Genomic DNA, 17,568 nt, shown 5'->3' with positions numbered 1-17,568 from the left:
AAAATAGCGAATGTACGTTAATTTTTTATGCATTTGTCAACCAATAGTTGCAAAACAAAATTTAAATACAACAAAAAAAACGAAATCACTTAATTAAGAGCGATTTCGTTTTTAAAATTATTTATAAAGTGTTTCAAGAGCAGCCTGCATGTTTTCACGTACTTTGACTGCTGGACGTGCGTTTTTCACCTGTGAGATTGCCTCATCCAAATTCGATGTGACCCCAATTTCTAATAATGTCGCCACAGCCATTACACCCGCACGGCCTGTGCCACTACCGCAATGAATATAAATTTTTTCACCCGCTTGATAAGCTTCTGCTAATTTTACCGCGCCTACTTTAATTGTTTCAGCTGTTGCCTCTTCGGTAATCGGTGCGTGAATATAGTTGTATGCTTGCTCACCTTCACGTCCATTGACACGTACATCAAATACCGTATCAATTTGCTCGGATAGGACAGCTTGTTCGGTATCCTCAGCACTGCCAATAAAAATTCGACCTACTACTAACTCATTATAATGACGATTCATTGCGATCCCTCCATTATTCTTCAATTAGATGCTTAATATCTTCAAAACTTGGTAGTGCCGTTAAAGCTCCTGGTTTAGTTGCTGCCATTGCACCTAATTTATTGCCAAATGACACACACTTAATTAATTCTTCTACGACAGTTGGAAGACCATTAAAATGAACATAACGCAAAACGCCTGCCATAAAGGCATCTCCAGCACCTGTTGTATCTACTGGAACGATAGGGTCTACCGTTACATGGATAATCTCACCATTCAATACCGCATAAGCACCGTCAGCCCCAACTGTAATAAGTACAATCGGCACTAATAGTTCGTCTAATTTTGCTAAGCCATCCTCGATTGTATCCGTTTCTGTTAAGAAAAATAGTTCCTCATCCGTAAGTTTTAAAATATCCGCATCTTCAAAAAATGAAGCAATCGTTTCTCGGCATTGCTGCTCTGAGTTCCAACGCAATGGACGGATATTCGCATCAATCGCTAAAATAGCACCCTTGTCCTTCGCCATGTCAACCGCAGCACGTGTCGTTGCAAGTGCTGTCGGTTCAAACATTGTCCCTGAGCACACATTAAAAATAGAAGCGCGTTTAAATGCTGCCTCTTGTAATTGCACCGGTGACACTTGCAGCGCTGGAGTCTCGTCTATATAATCTTTGAATTCACGCTCACAATTTTCGTTTAAATGTACATAAACGCCACTTACACGTTTACTTGGGTCGTAAATTGCATAATCTAAATTTACGCCTTCATTTAATATTTCCTCGCGACAAAATTGAGATGTTTCATCATCCCCTGTAATGGTAATAAGCGCAGATGGAGCACCAATTCGGCTAATGCCTGCCGCAACATTAATCGTTGCACCACCTAGATATTTTGTAAATGACGTATTCGTTTGGTCATTTGCGATATAATCAACAAAAGCATCTCCATATACTAAAATGAAATCCTTGTCTGACTGACTCATGAGTTGTCTAACCTCCGACATTTTATTCCTCTTAATTTACCATAGAACTATGATTTCGATAAAGCTTTAAACTATTCTGAACTATTCCATTTCAGCTTACTGTTCAGATTTCTGTTATAATTTGTTGGATAAGGAGAGGATTTAATATGAACATTTTTATTAGACAAGCTGAAATTGCCGATGCAAAAGCAATTGCTCCTTTAATTTCTGATGCGATTGGAGATATAGCCAATAATTTGACGGGCGAGCAAGAATTACCAAAAATAATTGCTACCTTAGAACAGCTTGTAAAAGAAACGTCAAACAGACATTCCTATTTGAATACATTTGTTGCTGTAGCAAATGATACAGTGCAAGGGATTGTTGTTTTATATGATGGAATAAAAGGGGCAATACTTGATAGCCAGCTCGAAGCACAGCTTGCGCAAAAAGGAATTCGCCTAACGATTGATGTGGAAGCTCATGAGGACGAATATTATATTGATACCATTTGTGTGTCAAAAGAGGCTCGCGGTCTCGGTATTGGGACAAAGCTTCTTCAATTCGCTGAAGAACATGGGCGAAAACTAGGATACCAAAAATTATCATTAAATGTAGAACTCGAAAAACTTGATGCACGTCGTTTATATGAACGTATGGGCTTTGATGTCACAGAGCCTTGGACAATTATAGACGAACCGTTTCATCATATGGTGAAATCGCTTCATTAGAATAGGACGGAACAACATGAAAGCAAATTGGATTTACCCCCTAATGATTGTCATTGCCTCTAGTAGTTACGGTATTTTATCGACAATCGTAAAAGTAGCAATGCAACATGGATACACTTCTTCCGAGGCCGTTACTAGCCAATATGTTTTTGGTTTTTTACTTGCCCTCGTGTTATTTATCGCGACACAGCGAACATTACCAAAGCTCACGAAATCCGACGTATTTTTCCTTATATGTGCAGGTGTGTTAACTGCCTTTACCGGAATTGTTTACGGAGAATCTTTAAATTATTTACCAGCTTCACTCGCAGTTGTTATGCTCTTCCAATTTACTTGGATTGGTCTATTTATGGACTGCATTATTAAAAAGCGTCCCCCAAGCCGCATAGAACTCATTTCATTAGCGTTTTTATTGGCCGGGACGATTCTTGCAGCAGGCATTATTGATGTCGATTTATCACAAATTGCTTGGCAAGGTTGGGTACTTGGTTTTGCAGCTGCCTTTAGCTTCGCAGGTTTTTTACAAATTAATGCGCGTCCAGTAGCAGGGGTGACAATGATTGGACGAACATTTATTTTATCCATCGTTTCACTTATCGTCGTTTCAATCTTCCTATCACCTGAAATCATTTGGAATGGACAACTTACAGCAGGCTTATGGAAATTCGGTTTAGTGCTCGGACTTTTCGGCATTATTTTACCAATTTTATTATTCTCAGTCGCTGCACCGAAAGTTGGAGGAGGACTTGTTCCGATACTTAGCGCGGTAGAATTACCCGTTGCGATTATCGTATCTGTCATCGTGTTAAAAGAAACGTTAACAGCAATACAAGTAGGAGGAATTATTCTCGTGTTAATCGGTATGGTTTTACCTTCTTATTTCGCCGCGAGAAAACGGCACAAAGTCTCTGCTCCAGCTGAATAAAGTTTTATTATTATTAAATTTTAGATATTAACCAGTATATTTCGATATGCTGGTTTTTTTATCGTTCATATAAATTGTTGAAAAAGATGTGGTTCGTTAATTACTTTTCTGGTCAATTTAATTTATTTTTTGTGATTAAAAAACGGTTTCCATGCCATATTAAGAAGGATTCAAAATGAAAGGAGAGATAATCATGGGAAGAGATAATAAACAAGGTAAAAGCAGTAACAAAGGTTCCTTACCCCAAACACCGAAAAACCAAAAGATTGCCCCCAACAAAGTGAGAGAGGAATTTTCTAAAGAATTTACAGATCTTATGAAATCAGTCTCAGAAACGAAAACTAAAAAATAGAAATTTTTCATTTAGACTATTAACATGCGCAACAAAAGCTCCTTCATACCATTTAACTTGCTTCAGTAGACGTCCTCCACTTCTATAAGTGTGAGATGAATCAAGTTAAACCCCCGGCGGATGTCACAGATTTTTTTCGAGCAAGCTCGAAAAAAATCTGGACACAATTATGCCAAGGCGTAATTAATTAAGGCACTTCCTGTTCAAAACTGAACAAGAAGTGCCTTATTTTGATATGAAAAGGGGTGGTGATTCTAATAAATTTGGGCTACTTCACCCCCATTTGACATGTAAATCAAGCAGCCTAAAGAGATTTTAAATTCTTTTGATGCTATAAAAAATTGTTTATTCCAAGTTTGCTTCAATTTCCCCTACAATTTGTGGTAACTGTTGCATTGTTTCAATTGTAAAATGTGCACCGTATGATTCAAACTTCACACGTGTTTTTTCAATAAGCTGTTGTTGCTGCTCTGTTGTTAGCTGTTGAAATTCTTCCTCACTAACACCCATTTCTGAGCTCCCAACAATAACCCCTACTGCCCAAACACCAGCATGTAGCGCCTCTTTAATGTCTGAAGATGTATCTCCTACTTTGACAACATGTTGCACATTGCTTAATTGTAGTTGACGCATATTTTCAAAAACCATATATGGATATGGACGTCCCACGTTTGCTAAATCGGTCGGTGTGACAATATGATCTGGTGAATACCCCTTTTTCTTCGCTTCCGGTACTACAACCATCATCATTTCTTTTGTATATCCTGTAGTTGAACCAATTTTAATATTGTTAGCACGCAACCATTCTACTGTTTCAATGACACCCGGGATTGGTGTTGTATATTCAGCAAGAGAAACCATTAATTGTTTCTCAAACTGCTCATACAATCGATTCACATCTTCTTCGTTGAATGGATTTCCATGTACTTCTTGCCATTTCACATGAATACGAGGCAAGCGGTATTTCATTAAAAAATGGTTTGTCTGATTTTAGCTTTGAGGAAGTTTTGACAAGACGAAATATCGTTCGCGCAGCACAAACCATATACGTTGTAGCGGACCATACAAAATTCGAACGGGATTTTGCGATAAAAATTTGCTCACTAGATTACTTTATTACAGATGCCCATTTAAATGATAATATCTATAAACAATAAAAGTGCAGGTATTAACGTTCAGCGTGTTCCTTTAGTTTAAGTGTAATTGAAAATATAAGATTTAACGACCATACTTATGTAACCCTTTTTTATTCCGATATGGGTATTCAGTTGATTTTAATTGAATAGGATAAAAATCTTATTTTTCAAGACTAAAAAAGCACCTATTGTACATGTACAGTAGGTGCCAAAACTAAATTATTTTTTCTGGTTTAAATAAACATCCCTGCTATTGCCGCGCTTAATAAGGATGCTAACATCCCCGCAGTAACAGCTCTAATTCCTAAACGCGCAATATCTGTACGGCGATTTGGTGCTAATGATCCTAAGCCACCTAGCAAAATTGCCATTGAGCTTAAGTTTGCGAACCCACATAAAGCGAAACTTACTACAATAACTGTTTTATCAGAAAGCTCTGCAATATCTGGCGCAAATGATGAATAAGCAACAAACTCATTCAACACAAGTTTTTGCCCAATGTACGAACCAGCTTGTACAGCTTCTTCCCACGGAACACCAATTGCAAAAGCTAATGGTGAAAACAGGATACCTAAAATCCCTTGAAGTGTTAAGCCTTCAAAACCAAAGAAACTTCCTAAACCACCAAGTATACCATTAAGCAGCGCGATAATACCTATAAAAGCTAGTAGCATCGCTCCAACATTCACTGCAAGCTTCATCCCATCACTTGCTCCACGTGCAGCTGCATCAATTACATTAGCAGAAGAATCATCTTTTTCTAACTTAAAGTTTCCTTCATCGATAACTTCCGTTTCTGGAATCATAATTTTAGCTAAAACTAATCCAGCAGGAGCGGCCATAAAGCTCGCTGCAAGTAAGTATTCTAGAGGCACACCTAACAATGCATACCCAACTAAAACGGAACCAGAGACTGATGCTAACCCACCTGTCATAACGGCAAATAGCTCAGATTTCGTCATTTTACTGATAAACGGTCGAATGACAAGTGGTGCTTCTGTCTGACCGACAAAAATATTCGCAGCTGCTGAAATCGACTCGGCCTTGCTTGTCCCAAGGATTTTTGAAAGTCCTCCACCAATAATGCGAATAAAAAATTGCATTATGCCTAAATAATATAAAACTGAGATTAAAGCAGAGAAGAAAATGATAACGGTTAATACTTGAAACGCAAAAACAAACCCAAAATTTTCTGTATCTGCTGCAGGTCCAAATACGAAAGAAATTCCTTCATTCGCATAAGATATTAAATGTTGTACTCCGTTGGAGAAACCTACAAGTACCTCACGACCAGCTTCCCATTTCAAAACAATAAAACCAAATAAAAGTTGAATCGCTAATCCTGCTAAAATTGTTCGCCACTTAATTGACTTTTTAGCACTAGATAAAAGAAAAGCAATTAATAAGACGGTAAACATACCGCCAATTCCCCATAGCACGTTCATAATAGACACCTTCTTAATATTTTTGGGAAGAGAACTCTCGTTTTTTGAAAATTCATTTTTCGACAATTTTCGACAGTCTTTGAAACGCAATTTTAACAAAAAGTTAGTAAGTTGTAAAATGACGAATGATTCCGATTTATCAAGATAAATCCAAAATGAGTTCATCATGATTTTCGCCAACACAATATCCTGTATTGAAGTTCTCTATAGATTGAACTAAAGATTCCTTTTTCATTCAAACAAGTATCGAAGAAAACACTTTTCGAAATAAATGAATTTTTGATAAACATCCTCCAATCCATTGGAAAAATTTAAGCGGTAACTATTAAGAGTGCTAGTATTAATATCAATGCTCTTTCTTCTAAACTAGATATAATTAATACAACTAATGTCTTTACAACTACATTTTTTTAAATTACTTTAATTAAAAAATGCCGAAACGATGTTAAATTAACGTTTCGGCACTTCATATTTTGCACATTTTAAGTTCAAAAAACTTTTTTGGGACAGCCCCTGGTTCATATTGTATGAAAGTAATATTTGTAAAAACGCTATAAAAGTGAATGCTGGATAATAAAAAAAGTACGGACTGTCTCACTTACTCTACTATCTTATTGTTGTGAGTTAATCGGTATTGTCACCTCTAGTTCTGGAATGTATTGAATGATGGGTTCGCCATTTTCATCCATTTTAAATGATCCTTTTGGGTATTCATTATAAAGATAGATATACGGTTTGATTGTAAGAGCTTTTGGTAAGGTTTCAAATGGTTCAGAGCGTAAACCACTAATAAAATCGCTACTGCCATCATTTGTTTCACGCCCCCCAATCCCGCTAGACCATTGTAATACATGTCCTTGCTCATCAAATACCTTTATATGAATCCTTTCCTGAGAACCTATCATTATGGATTTATCCAGTAAAGCAGTTCTTGTCGTGATTAACGTTGTAATCGGCGTGAGCTCAATTTGGTCAATAGAAAACTGAATATTATTGTGTTGGCGGCTTAGCTTCGGTTGTAAAATTACATTATTATCACCTATGCTTTTCATGGGAATATCAAATGTAAAAGGTTCAGAAATACCCTTAATTGTAGTAGAAAGCGTTAAATTAAACTGTTTAGGAAAAGGTTCCCCTCCTTGATTTTTCATATCTGCAAATTCAAAAATTGCGGAATTATTATCCTTAGTTGGATGCATAAGAGTACCACTAAAAATAGTGGGATCCATTACTTTTCCATTTAGTAAAAAGTCAATATCACTAATTCGATCTAATAAAGTTTCGTTTGAAGATTCACCTTCTTTATGAGGGCGCTCAATCCCAATAACAACACGTGTACCGTCATACACTACTTCTGTTACATTTAATGTAAAGCCTTCATGCGTAACACTTGTATTCAATTTTGTTGAGAGCCCCTTTTCATCCGCGGCTTGTAGACCAAGATCCCTTGCAAATTTAAAAATAGAGGAGAATAAGGGCACTTCTTTCATCGTCGCAGCCATCGTTGGTGAAATTAAACCCGTAACAATGATCAAACTAAAAATCATTGCTGCGGAGGCAGTGATCATTATGACTCTTTGACGCAATTTCTTACGGGTTCTAATTTTTTCAGACGGCTTTGTATCACGACTACTTTCATATTTGCTCATTGTCCGATTTACTAAATCCACTTCCACAGGTGTTTCTCGAATGATTTTTTCTAATTGATCTACCTCTTTATCCTCCTGTTTTGAGCGAGTGTTCATAAATTTCCCCTCCTAACTTTTTTTCTTTCAGCAATTTTTTACGTAATCGCTCATATTTTTTTCGAACCGTCGTTGATTTCAATTCCATAATCGAAGCAATTTCATCAAAGCTATATTCCTCGATCGACCTGAGCAGCAGAATCCTTCTTTCGTCCACATTTAACTTTTCTAATAATTCATGAATGAAATCGTCATATTCGTACGCTTGTCTATGACTCTGGTCGTATGCTTGTTCCTTTTTAAAGCTTGTCCAAAATTTATAACCTTTGTTTTTCATTTTAAGTAAATCAATACAATGATGATGCGCAATTTTATAAAGCCATGCTGAGAATGAGACCGTATAAGAAAAATTACGAATGTTTTCTAAACCTTTTATAAAAATATCTTGTGCAGCATCTTCCGCTTCTTCCTTGTTTCCTAATAAATAATAGCAGTAAATATATATTTGTTTTTGAAAGCTACGAATGATTTCGGTATAGGCATGGACATCACCTGATTGAACTTGTTCTACGATCGTTTTTATAGCTAAATCAACCTTTTCCTTGGATGTATTTGATGCAGTCAAAACGTTCCCCTCCTCTCTTACATATATAACTGAAATTGGTAGCCATTTGTGACAGCTATGGCAAAATATTTTTGTAAAATAAAAAATGAAAAGGTACCTGTTTGAAGCAGGCGCCTTTTCATTTTATTTGCTATTTTCTTCTTTATAGAACCGTTCGCCAGTTTCTCGATTGAAGTAAACGATTAATCGCTTATTTGTACTCGGATCAATTGATATCTCATTTGTACGTTCGAAACCTTTTGGAACTTGCTTGCCGTGTTTTGTTTTGAAGCGGCGATCCCAAAAGAACCATGATCCGATTATCAAAACAATAAGAATTAACAATTGGATACCATAAAACCCTAAAATCCATACCATTGGCTATCTCTTTTCCACAATAACAGCTGTTCCGTATGCTACAATTTCACTCATATTTTGACCGATTTCACCTGAGTCGAAACGCATCATAATAATCGCATTTGCACCCATTGCCGAAGCATTTTGCACCATTCGATCCATTGCTTGCTTTCTAGCATCTTCAAGCATTTCTGTATACTGGCTGATTTCTCCACCTACAAGCCCCTTTAGTGAAGCAACGATATCTTTTCCAATCCCTCTAGCTCTTACAGTTAAACCAAATACCGGACCTATTACTTCTGTAATTTGATGATTCGCAATGTTTTCAGTTGTTACGATAATCATATGAATCCGCCCCTTATAAAAAAAGATACTTACTTATTTATTATACAATAAAACGTTGAAAATTATGGATTTTAACCAATTATATGACAATGAATCAGTTGGATATATCCTGAAGAAAACAAAATTATGGCACTTAGCACTTATTTGGGGCTTTATTTCTTTAATAACATACATTTATCCAATATGAGAGTTTACTTCTAAAGTAATAAACCTGCCTTTATTCAGCAGCAAAGTATTGAAAGTAAATAGCTGTCACTAAGAAACCATTTTCTGTAAAGAGGAACGGATGAATAACTTAAATAATATTGCCAATCAAATAAGTCTATTTACACTAATTGAATATAACGATAAAACATATGCGCTTATGACTACTCCCGGGAAAGAAAGATTCAAAGTGCTGAACGTTGAATAGACTTCCCTGTTCAGAGGGCGCTCATTATTACAAAGCTCCAAGTGCATGAACATCCATGTACCTGGAACTAATTTACTTTTTCCATTCAATTTCTATTTTATAGGGACCGTGCAAGGAAAGCTCGAGTAATTTCAACGCCATATAAGAAGTATCTTGCTTACAGTTATTCTGTAGCCACCAAGTAATGCTCTCAATATAAGCACCTACCACATAATGAAAAATAAACATCTTTTCCGCTCGTATATCTTTTGGCAGAAATTTTGTCGTGGCAATTCCATCTTCAATATACTGCAGCAAAATTTCCTTAAATGCTTTAATAAAAAATCCATCTGGTTTATTAACTAATAAAACCTCATAGGCTAATTGATTTTCTAAAATATGTTCAAAGAGCCCCAACATATTTTCTGGCAATTCTTCTGGACCAAAATCCGCCATTTCTTTTGGATGGCTAATTTTCAAACATGCCTTTAAATCTTGCAACAAAGTTTCATGCAAATGTAGGCGAAGTTCCATTGGATCCTTGTAAAATTTATAAAAAGTTGGCCTCGTTACATCCGCTTCTAAACAAATATTGTGAATTGACATATTTTCATGCGATTTTATGAGTAATGAAAGATATGCTTTATGCATTTTTTTTATGGATTTAACTTGTCTTGCATCCAGTTTCAAGTACATCACACCTATCTGTATAAATTCCTTTAATCTTGTTTGAAGATCTATTAGTCAATTTCACCTTGGCTTAATTGCGTCCAGATTTTGAATTAGTGGGAGTTTAGACTCCCACTAAATGAAAATAAAAAGAATCATCGAACAAGATTGCTCTCATTCCATGATTCCATAATTTTATAGTGCTGTCCATCCACCGTCAATGACAAGCTCTGCACCCGTCATAAATTTAGATTCATCACTTGCTAAAAATACTACGCCATACGCTACATCTTCTGGTTTACCAAAGTAAGGTAATTGCGTATGTAGTTCATAATAAGGCATTGCCAGTTCCATTGAAGGAGCTGTCATAGGTGTTACGATAATACCCGGGTGTACAGAGTTCACACGGATTTTATCTTTTCCATATTCAACTGCAGCTGATTTTGATAAGGCACGTAACGCACCTTTTGCAGCTGTATAAGGGCTTGATCCCGCCATCCCTACAATACCACCAATAGAAGAAATATTAACGACAGAACCGCCGCCTGCTTTTTTCATTTCTGGAATACAGTATTTCATTCCTAGAACACAACCATTTAAGTTGATATCCATAACGGAGTTCCATTCGTCCATTTCCATATTAGCGAAACTATTTGGACTCGCAACGCCCGCATTATTTACAAGAATATCGACTTTACCATATAACTCAACTGTTTTTGCCACGACCACTTTCCATTCGTCCTCAGAAGTAACATTTTGCTTAATAGTTGTTATTTCACCTCCGGCAGCTTTAATTTCCGCTTCCACTTCAAGTAATCTTGCTTCATTAAAATCCGTTGCAACAACTTTCGCGCCTTCTTTTGCAAATAGTTTTGCTTCTTCAGCACCCATACCGTTTGCTGCACCTGTAATAATCGCTACTTTACCTTGTAATCTCATTTTGAAGACCTCCAAGTAATTATTTAATTTACAAAATATAAATTATCTAACAATTAAATTTTTATCATATAATATCTAATTTTGCAATAATTAAATATGAAATTTCATACTTTTTAAAGTAAAACAAGTAATTAAGTACGAAAATTAATAAACTGCATAATTTATAGATTTACAAATAACCCCATTCGAATTGTCTTTAAAAAAGATAGCAACAGCACAATCAATTTGATAAACTGTAAGAATATTCAGAAAAACATTTCCGTAGATTGTTTAAATAACAATTACGATGGTAAGCAGCTCGTTTCATCCGAATGATTGGAGGCGAATAATTGATGTTCTTTCAAGATTTTCGAAATCGTATTAACGAGGAAGAGGGGGTTCAATTCCCGTCGAACAGCTATCGCCAAATGGTATTACAGCCAGCTTATAATGAAGCTCGCCAGCATTTTTTAGAGGCGATGGTTCAAATTCATATCGCCCATTTAAAAATGTTAGAAGAGCAAAAATTAGTCACTTCTGAGGAAGCACGGATAATTGGGCAGGCACTTAAAAAACTAGACTTAGAATATTACAAAACACGTGATTACAGCCCTCAGTTTGAAGATTTATTTTTCCGTATTGAAAATAAATTAATTGAGCTTGGTGGTGATATTTCAGGTAATTTGCATATTGGGCGTAGTCGAAATGACATGGGGATCGCCATTTATCGGATGACGCTCCGAAAAAAAATACTCACGCTCATGCAGGAATTACTTAGTTTGCGCAGCACATTAATTGCCTTTGCTGAGGAACATGTGGAAACGATTATGATTGGCTACACACATACACAGCAAGCACAGCCTACAACCTTTGCCCATTATTTAAAGGCGGTAATCGATCAGCTAACACGCGATTATAAACGGATGCAAGCCGCCTATACAACTATTAATCGAAGTAGTATGGGGGCAGCAGCATTGACAACGACAGGGTTTCCAATTAATCGCGAGCGAATGCAGGAACTACTTGCCTTTGATGAACTGATTGAAAACGCTTGGGACGCGGTTGCCGGAGCAGATTATATTGCAGAAGCCGCAAGTGTTGTTCAACTTGCTGCCCTTAACCTGGGGCGTACCTCACAGGATTTCCTACTGTGGGCAACCCAAGAATTCAATGCCTTCCAACTCGCCATTCCATATGTTCAAGTGAGCTCCATCATGCCACAAAAGCGTAATCCCGTTTCGATAGAACATACCCGTTCCCTACTTTCCTCTGTTGTTGGTGATACAGGCACCGTACTGCAAATGATTCACAATACACCGTTTGGAGATATTGTCGATACGGAAGATGATATGCAGCCTTATTTATGGCGCGCGATTGACCGTTTAGTTGGGATTTATAAACTTTTTGGTAGTCTCATTGTTACTATGGATGTGAATAAAGAAAGCTTATTAAAACGAGCACAAAATAGCTTTGCCAACGTAACTGAACTGGCAGACACACTTGTTCGTTCAGAAAATATCTCCTTCCGTCAGGCACATAAAGTTGTCAGTCTTTGTGTTAATGAGCTTGTGTCGAATAAGGAAGAATCACTGGCAAGTCTCACATGGGAATTAGCTAACGAAAAAGCGTTACATGTTACAGGTTCGTCGTTAAAGATCACAGAGATGTCCTTTTACCAAGCAATTCAGCCTGAGTTTTTCGTAAAAATTCGTACATTAAAGGGCGGGCCCGCACCACAAACGATGCGTACTTCATTATTAGAGGCAGGAAATTTATCGGCACAGCTCGAACAATGGTTAAAACAAAAATCACATGCGATATTACATGCAGAAGAGCAGCTTGAAAAAATTTTACAAGGGTGGGATGAACATGAGTAATCAATATATTCTTGCGGTCGATGGTGGCGCCACAAAAACTACGATGTCTATTCGTACAGCAGACGGTCGTGAACTTTTTAGCGCTACTTCAACAGGCTCTAACTATCAAGCAGTTGGAGTAGAAAGCGTCCAGCATGTATTAATTGGGTTGATGCGAAGTGCAGCGGCACATCTTCCAGCAATCCATCTAGATGTTGCAGTTTTTGCGATGGCTGGAATAGATACGAACCGTGACAAAATCATTCTTGAAGAAATTATTGAACAAAGCATTACCCGTTCTTCGTTTACATGTGGCACAATTATAATCGAAAATGATGTAGAAGCTACGCTAAAGGGGCTATGTGAAGAAAATGCAACATTGTTAATTTCAGGTACAGGTGCGATTTGTTATAGTGTCGTAGGTCAAGCAACTTTCCGCGCTGGTGGCTGGGGACATCGTGTTGGTGATGAAGGCAGTGGCTACTGGATTGGAAAGCATATCGCCAAGGCGATTTTCCGTACTGTCGATGGTCGTAATGAACCAACCGCGCTGACAAAGCTCATTTTAGAGGCTTATAAGCTAGAGGATAGTGACGCGTTATTAAACTGGATTTATAGTGAAGAATATACAAATACGCAATTAGCGAACTTAGCTTCGTTTTTACAACAGGCGGTCGATCAACACGATAACATCGCTAAAAAAATCGCAGAACAAGCGGTACTTGAGCTATTCCTTTTAAGCACGACCGTATTAAAAAAGGCTAACTATACACATGGCTATCACTTATTCTTTTTAAATGGTGGTGTCTTAAAAAACAATAAATTCATTTTAAATTTATTAAAAGAAAAACTAACAACCGAGTATCCTCAGCTTATGATTCAAATGTGCGAGGAAAAACCGATTGAAGCCATTGTGAAGAGGGCATTAAGCGCATTAAAGGCTCCAAAAAATCCATAATAGGAAACAAAAAACGCTATTTCAAAATAGCGTTTTTTACAATACTTTCATCTCGCGAATACGCTTTGAAAATGTGGCAATTTCCGTCACGCCTAATTGTTTTAGTTGATTTGCATTGTCCGCGACAAAGCTGCCTAAATCATCGGGATAATGGGCATCCGAGCTTAATGTAATAGGAATTTGATGCGCTGCTAACACACGTAAAAAAGATGGAGACGGACAACTTTCCTGCACAGGATAACGATAATATAAACCGGAATTAATTTCTGTCGCAACATCCGATTCCTTTAATGCCTTTGCAATACGCTCATACCATGCATGCATAAATGCTTCATTTTGTACGCGATAATTGAACACCTTCAAATTATCTAAATGGGCAATAAAGTCAAATTGCTTACTTAAAATCATTTGCTCTACTGTTTCAAAAAAGTGATTGTAAAGCGTTTCTTGCTCAAAACTTTGGAAACGATGTTGTAATTCCGGATTATCAAACCCCCAACCATCGATAAAATGGACAGATCCAATCAAAAAATCCCAATCATAACCTTCAACTAAGCTTCTTAATTCCTTTTCTCCATCAACAAAGTAATCACACTCCAACCCTAGCTTTAACGCAATCCCATGCTGCGCCCATTTATCCTTTGCCCGCTCAATACACGAAACAAATTGCTCCATATTTTGCGTCATGACTTGATCCAGCCATTGCCGCTGTAATTTCCCCACTTCTTCCCGCTCATCCAGCAACATATATTTTTCAAAATATGCCCTCGTTTCTTCAAAGCGATATAAATGATCGACAATGCCTATCTCTTGAATACCTAGTTGCAAGGCACGCTTTAAATAAAGATCCAGCCACTGCTCACTATAACAACCATGCGTCATTCGACTATGTAACTGCTGAATTGCCTTTTCCATTTGTAGCTTTTGGCTATCGAGCTGAAATTCATCCGTCATTGTCGCAAGTGCCTGAATCGTACGGTTTAGCCATTTAGCATTGTATGGCCCTTCCTCCAAATGTAAGTGATAATCGATTAACATTTCATGACCTACTTTCGTCAAAATTGATTGCCTCGCCACTATACGCACAGATACCTTCATTACCAGATGGACCATTTGCTAATGTAGCTCAAAGTGTTTTTCTTTTGCTGTTTTCATATGAGCGAAATCACATCATCTTCAGCAATCGTTAAAATATAGTCACGATTAATATCAATTTGATTGCCTTGCTGATGCAGTTGCTCAACTTGAAATACTTGTCCGTTCGCTTCAAAATCAATTTTTAGTACATTGCCCTTCATCAGTATATTTTTAGCGATTGCTCTTGTCTTAATGCCCGGTTGCTCGGAATTGATTACTATCACTTCTGGGCGAATGGCGAAACGTTCCCCTTGTGCTGTAAGTTTCTGTCCAATTATTGCTTCTAGCTCGCGTCTTGAAAATACATTGTAGTTCCCGATAAATTTCGCAATGAATTCTGTTTTCGGATGCGTATAAATTTCTGTCGGTGTACCGAGCTGTTCGATTTTTCCGTTATTCATCACGACAATGCGGTCTGATACATTCATCGCTTCATCTTGATCATGCGTCACGAGCACCATCGTCATCTTAAGCTCCTGTTGAATTTGGCGTAGCTGCACTTGTAGTTTTTTTCGGATTTGAGCATCTAGCGCACTTAATGGCTCATCTAATAAAAGCACTTTCGGTTTGACTGCTAATGCTCTTGCTAATGCAACTCGCTGCTGCTGTCCACCTGATAATTGCTGTGGATACGACCCACTTTTTTCTTCTAGTCCTACTAGCTGTAATAAATAATCAACTTCTTGTTGAATATTTGCTTCTGTCTCTTTTTTTACTCGTAAACCGAATGCGATATTTTCATATACCGTTAAATTAGGGAAAAGCGCATATTGCTGAAAAACCATTCCGACATTGCGTTCCTTCACTGGTACGTTGTTTACTCGCTGTTCATCGATTGTCACATCCCCGAATTCCGGCTCCACTAAGCCTGTAATAATCCGTAAGATCGTACTTTTCCCACAGCCACTCGGTCCTAAAATCGTTAAAAATTCACCATCTTCAATATGTAGCTTAATATCATCCAGCACCGGTTTATTTTGATACACTTTTTGAATTTTATTTAAGACGACCTGACTCATTTCGCATTTGCTCCTTTCATTCGTGTCGATAATTTCATCACACTAAATGTGAGTATTGCCATTAAAAGCACGTAAATGAATACAACGGCACTCGCCAAATGACCACTTGTATTTAATTGCTCGACCAAGAATACTTGGAGCGTTTTAAACTTCGATCCAACAATTAAATTTATTAATACAAACTCCCCAAATAAAATGGAGAACGATAAGAGTGTTGCAACAAACAGACCCGGATAAATAGACGGCATTATTATTTTACGAAATGAATACCACTTATTAGCCCCTAATAATTCCGCTGCATCCATTAGTTGTCGACCGTTAATCGTCATTAAGCTATTTTTTGTGCCTTGATACAAATACGGCAAAATAATGACACAGTACACACCTACAACGACCGCAATGAGCGGGATGACTGTCGCAGAATAAAACTTCAATAATCCAACCGACAATATGATACCAGGGAAGGAGTAAATCATGACAATGATGACCTTAATCCATTTTTCATATTGAGGAAAATATAAAACAATCATACAAATCGCAGGCACAACTAGTACAACGGATAAAAGCACCGCTCCAGCACTTAATAAAACTGAGCGACCAAATGCGAGTAGAAATTCTTTTTCCTGAAATAATGCGAGTATCCATTTTAATGTAAGTCCTTCAGGAAATACTGAATGATTCCAACTCGTAGAAAATGCATAAACAACCGTTGCTAAAAGTGGAATCGCTAAATAAAGACCAACAAATGTTAAAGAAATCCATCGAATAAACTTCATTTATCAATTCGCATCCTTTCGCATTTTTTTCGTCATCCATTCACTAATCAGCATGCCTACAATCATCACAGCTCCAAGGAGGACTGCAATCGCACTCGCCAACTCTGGCTGCGCAAAAATATCGCCCGACAATAAGGCACCAATACGTATCGCTGTTAAATTATAACCGCTCCCTGTAAGTGCATAGGCGGACGCATACGCACCCATTGCATTCGCAAATAAAATTGTCAACGTCCCAGCAAGTGCAGGCCAAATTATTGGAAGACCAATTTTCCGCCAAAAATAAGCGCTCGAAGCTCCTAGCATCATTGCGGCTTCTTTCATTTCCTTTTGAACGCCATAAAAAACAGGATAAATTAACATAATTGCTAGTGGTAGCTGAAAATAAATATATATTAATAGCAGCCCTGACCAGCTATATAAATTAAAGTTCCAATCCCAGCCCATCAATTGAACGAATAATGTGATCAATCCACTATTCCCCAGTAAAATAATGAACGCAAAGGCAAGTGGAACTCCGGAAAAATTGGATGTTAAATTAATAATAATTAATATTCGTTCCCGCACCTTTTCTGAGTAAGTATAAATTGTGTAGGAAGCGAAAATCGCAATAATAAGCGCCAAACAAGCCGAAACAAGAGATAGCCAAATACTATTCGCGAAGCTTTGCAAAATGTAATCACTTAAAAAAATTGTTTTGTATTGATTTAAACTAAAGCCATTGTTGAAGCGAAAACTGCTATATATCATGTAAATAAGTGGAATGAAGAAAAAAAATACGAGCATTACT

The 17,568-nt window shown here is 37.3% G+C and carries 20 protein-coding genes; 6 read left to right on the top strand and 14 right to left on the bottom strand.

All coding sequences use genetic code 11. The features are described from left to right. Positions 1 to 117 precede the first annotated feature (117 nt). Together CSE16_RS00725 and CSE16_RS00720 are read right to left on the bottom strand one after the other, a co-directional pair. Positions 118 to 531: a protein-tyrosine phosphatase family protein gene (locus tag CSE16_RS00725; RefSeq protein WP_099422105.1), complete on the bottom strand. Its 414-nt coding sequence runs from the start codon at positions 529 to 531 to the stop codon at positions 118 to 120. 13 nt (positions 532 to 544) lie between these two features. Beyond that, complete coding sequence (locus CSE16_RS00720; protein ID WP_099425710.1) at positions 545 to 1,495, bottom strand: carbohydrate kinase family protein; 951 nt, start codon at positions 1,493 to 1,495, stop codon at positions 545 to 547. 146 nt (positions 1,496 to 1,641) lie between these two features. Here CSE16_RS00720 and CSE16_RS00715 point away from each other — a divergent pair, with 146 nt between their 5' ends. The 3 genes from CSE16_RS00715 to CSE16_RS21215 all read left to right on the top strand — a co-directional run bounded on the left by CSE16_RS00715 (position 1,642) and on the right by CSE16_RS21215 (position 3,482). Beyond that, a complete protein-coding gene (locus tag CSE16_RS00715; RefSeq protein WP_099422104.1) occupies positions 1,642 to 2,205 on the top strand; it encodes a GNAT family N-acetyltransferase in 564 nt (187 codons plus the stop codon). A 16-nt stretch (positions 2,206 to 2,221) separates the two neighbouring features. Beyond that, a complete protein-coding gene (locus CSE16_RS00710) occupies positions 2,222 to 3,130 on the top strand; it encodes an EamA family transporter (RefSeq protein ID WP_099422103.1) in 909 nt (302 codons plus the stop codon). A gap of 175 nt (positions 3,131 to 3,305) precedes the next feature. Continuing rightward, positions 3,306 to 3,482 carry a YfhD family protein gene (locus tag CSE16_RS21215; protein ID WP_371514515.1) on the top strand — a complete coding sequence of 59 codons (177 nt, stop codon included), beginning with the start codon at positions 3,306 to 3,308 and terminating at the stop codon, positions 3,480 to 3,482. Between the two features lie 345 nt (positions 3,483 to 3,827). On the opposite strand, the gene phnX is transcribed toward CSE16_RS21215, so the two are convergent. Further along, positions 3,828 to 4,451, bottom strand: coding sequence for a phosphonoacetaldehyde hydrolase (gene phnX / locus CSE16_RS00705; RefSeq protein WP_099422102.1), 624 nt, complete (start codon positions 4,449 to 4,451; stop codon positions 3,828 to 3,830). Between the two features lie 38 nt (positions 4,452 to 4,489). On the opposite strand from phnX, the gene CSE16_RS00700 reads away from it, so the two are divergent. Beyond that, positions 4,490 to 4,639 (top strand): hypothetical protein, encoded by a 150-nt coding sequence (locus CSE16_RS00700; protein WP_253896137.1) that lies wholly within the window; start codon positions 4,490 to 4,492, stop codon positions 4,637 to 4,639. A gap of 212 nt (positions 4,640 to 4,851) precedes the next feature. Here the strand turns inward: CSE16_RS00700 and CSE16_RS00695 are convergent, their stop codons facing one another. From CSE16_RS00695 to CSE16_RS00665, 7 genes are all read right to left on the bottom strand, one after another. Further along, complete coding sequence (locus CSE16_RS00695; RefSeq protein WP_099422101.1) at positions 4,852 to 6,063, bottom strand: NupC/NupG family nucleoside CNT transporter; 1,212 nt, start codon at positions 6,061 to 6,063, stop codon at positions 4,852 to 4,854. A gap of 611 nt (positions 6,064 to 6,674) precedes the next feature. Beyond that, complete coding sequence (locus CSE16_RS00690; RefSeq protein ID WP_099422100.1) at positions 6,675 to 7,808, bottom strand: DUF4179 domain-containing protein; 1,134 nt, start codon at positions 7,806 to 7,808, stop codon at positions 6,675 to 6,677. After that, positions 7,780 to 8,373, bottom strand: coding sequence for an RNA polymerase sigma factor (locus CSE16_RS00685; protein WP_099422099.1), 594 nt, complete (start codon positions 8,371 to 8,373; stop codon positions 7,780 to 7,782). The genes CSE16_RS00690 and CSE16_RS00685 overlap by 29 nt, the downstream gene beginning before the upstream one ends. A gap of 123 nt (positions 8,374 to 8,496) precedes the next feature. Continuing rightward, positions 8,497 to 8,730 (bottom strand): hypothetical protein, encoded by a 234-nt coding sequence (locus tag CSE16_RS00680; protein WP_099422098.1) that lies wholly within the window; start codon positions 8,728 to 8,730, stop codon positions 8,497 to 8,499. 3 nt (positions 8,731 to 8,733) lie between these two features. Then, complete coding sequence (locus tag CSE16_RS00675) at positions 8,734 to 9,054, bottom strand: YbjQ family protein (protein WP_099422097.1); 321 nt, start codon at positions 9,052 to 9,054, stop codon at positions 8,734 to 8,736. Positions 9,055 to 9,538: 484 nt separating this feature from the next. Further along, complete coding sequence (locus CSE16_RS00670) at positions 9,539 to 10,135, bottom strand: TetR-like C-terminal domain-containing protein (protein ID WP_157764733.1); 597 nt, start codon at positions 10,133 to 10,135, stop codon at positions 9,539 to 9,541. Positions 10,136 to 10,309: 174 nt separating this feature from the next. Continuing rightward, on the bottom strand, positions 10,310 to 11,053 hold the full coding sequence (locus tag CSE16_RS00665) for an SDR family NAD(P)-dependent oxidoreductase (protein ID WP_099422095.1): 744 nt from the start codon (positions 11,051 to 11,053) through the stop codon (positions 10,310 to 10,312). A 332-nt stretch (positions 11,054 to 11,385) separates the two neighbouring features. On the opposite strand from CSE16_RS00665, the gene argH reads away from it, so the two are divergent. Beyond that, complete coding sequence (argH, locus tag CSE16_RS00660; protein WP_099422094.1) at positions 11,386 to 12,909, top strand: argininosuccinate lyase; 1,524 nt, start codon at positions 11,386 to 11,388, stop codon at positions 12,907 to 12,909. After that, positions 12,902 to 13,846, top strand: a complete 945-nt coding sequence (locus CSE16_RS00655; protein ID WP_099422093.1) for an N-acetylglucosamine kinase — start codon at positions 12,902 to 12,904, stop codon at positions 13,844 to 13,846. Before argH ends, CSE16_RS00655 begins: the two co-directional genes overlap by 8 nt. 36 nt (positions 13,847 to 13,882) lie before the next feature. Here the strand turns inward: CSE16_RS00655 and CSE16_RS00650 are convergent, their stop codons facing one another. The 4 genes from CSE16_RS00650 to CSE16_RS00635 form a co-directional block, all read right to left on the bottom strand. Then, positions 13,883 to 14,884 (bottom strand): histidinol phosphate phosphatase domain-containing protein, encoded by a 1,002-nt coding sequence (locus CSE16_RS00650; protein ID WP_099425708.1) that lies wholly within the window; start codon positions 14,882 to 14,884, stop codon positions 13,883 to 13,885. A 113-nt stretch (positions 14,885 to 14,997) separates the two neighbouring features. Continuing rightward, positions 14,998 to 16,002, bottom strand: a complete 1,005-nt coding sequence (locus CSE16_RS00645; protein ID WP_099422092.1) for an ABC transporter ATP-binding protein — start codon at positions 16,000 to 16,002, stop codon at positions 14,998 to 15,000. Continuing rightward, positions 15,999 to 16,778, bottom strand: coding sequence for an ABC transporter permease (locus tag CSE16_RS00640; protein WP_099422091.1), 780 nt, complete (start codon positions 16,776 to 16,778; stop codon positions 15,999 to 16,001). The genes CSE16_RS00645 and CSE16_RS00640 overlap by 4 nt, the downstream gene beginning before the upstream one ends. 3 nt (positions 16,779 to 16,781) lie before the next feature. After that, a complete protein-coding gene (locus tag CSE16_RS00635; protein ID WP_099425707.1) occupies positions 16,782 to 17,564 on the bottom strand; it encodes an ABC transporter permease in 783 nt (260 codons plus the stop codon). Between the last annotated feature and the right edge of the window lie 4 nt (positions 17,565 to 17,568).

Source organism: Solibacillus sp. R5-41 (assembly GCF_002736105.1).
Classification (GTDB): domain Bacteria; phylum Bacillota; class Bacilli; order Bacillales_A; family Planococcaceae; genus Solibacillus.
The sequence above is the reverse complement of the archived record's forward strand: the minus strand, read 5'-3'. Positions and strand labels throughout refer to the sequence as shown.

Excerpts from the sequence above, each read along its gene's own strand:
- CSE16_RS00665 (WP_099422095.1), bottom strand. The coding sequence starts at position 11,053 with ATGAGATTACAAGGTAAAGTAGCGATTATTACAGGTGCAGCAAACGGT.
- CSE16_RS00710 (WP_099422103.1), top strand. The coding sequence starts at position 2,222 with ATGAAAGCAAATTGGATTTACCCCCTAATGATTGTCATTGCCTCTAGT.
- CSE16_RS00675 (WP_099422097.1), bottom strand. The coding sequence starts at position 9,054 with ATGATTATCGTAACAACTGAAAACATTGCGAATCATCAAATTACAGAA.
- CSE16_RS00640 (WP_099422091.1), bottom strand. The coding sequence starts at position 16,778 with ATGAAGTTTATTCGATGGATTTCTTTAACATTTGTTGGTCTTTATTTA.
- CSE16_RS00635 (WP_099425707.1), bottom strand. The coding sequence starts at position 17,564 with ATGCTCGTATTTTTTTTCTTCATTCCACTTATTTACATGATATATAGC.
- phnX (WP_099422102.1), bottom strand. The coding sequence starts at position 4,451 with ATGAAATACCGCTTGCCTCGTATTCATGTGAAATGGCAAGAAGTACAT.
- CSE16_RS21215 (WP_371514515.1), top strand. The coding sequence starts at position 3,306 with ATGAAAGGAGAGATAATCATGGGAAGAGATAATAAACAAGGTAAAAGC.
- CSE16_RS00720 (WP_099425710.1), bottom strand. The coding sequence starts at position 1,495 with ATGAGTCAGTCAGACAAGGATTTCATTTTAGTATATGGAGATGCTTTT.
- CSE16_RS00680 (WP_099422098.1), bottom strand. The coding sequence starts at position 8,730 with ATGGTATGGATTTTAGGGTTTTATGGTATCCAATTGTTAATTCTTATT.
- CSE16_RS00725 (WP_099422105.1), bottom strand. The coding sequence starts at position 531 with ATGAATCGTCATTATAATGAGTTAGTAGTAGGTCGAATTTTTATTGGC.
- CSE16_RS00715 (WP_099422104.1), top strand. The coding sequence starts at position 1,642 with ATGAACATTTTTATTAGACAAGCTGAAATTGCCGATGCAAAAGCAATT.
- CSE16_RS00645 (WP_099422092.1), bottom strand. The coding sequence starts at position 16,002 with ATGAGTCAGGTCGTCTTAAATAAAATTCAAAAAGTGTATCAAAATAAA.
- CSE16_RS00655 (WP_099422093.1), top strand. The coding sequence starts at position 12,902 with ATGAGTAATCAATATATTCTTGCGGTCGATGGTGGCGCCACAAAAACT.
- CSE16_RS00695 (WP_099422101.1), bottom strand. The coding sequence starts at position 6,063 with ATGAACGTGCTATGGGGAATTGGCGGTATGTTTACCGTCTTATTAATT.
- CSE16_RS00650 (WP_099425708.1), bottom strand. The coding sequence starts at position 14,884 with ATGTTAATCGATTATCACTTACATTTGGAGGAAGGGCCATACAATGCT.
- CSE16_RS00690 (WP_099422100.1), bottom strand. The coding sequence starts at position 7,808 with ATGAACACTCGCTCAAAACAGGAGGATAAAGAGGTAGATCAATTAGAA.
- argH (WP_099422094.1), top strand. The coding sequence starts at position 11,386 with ATGTTCTTTCAAGATTTTCGAAATCGTATTAACGAGGAAGAGGGGGTT.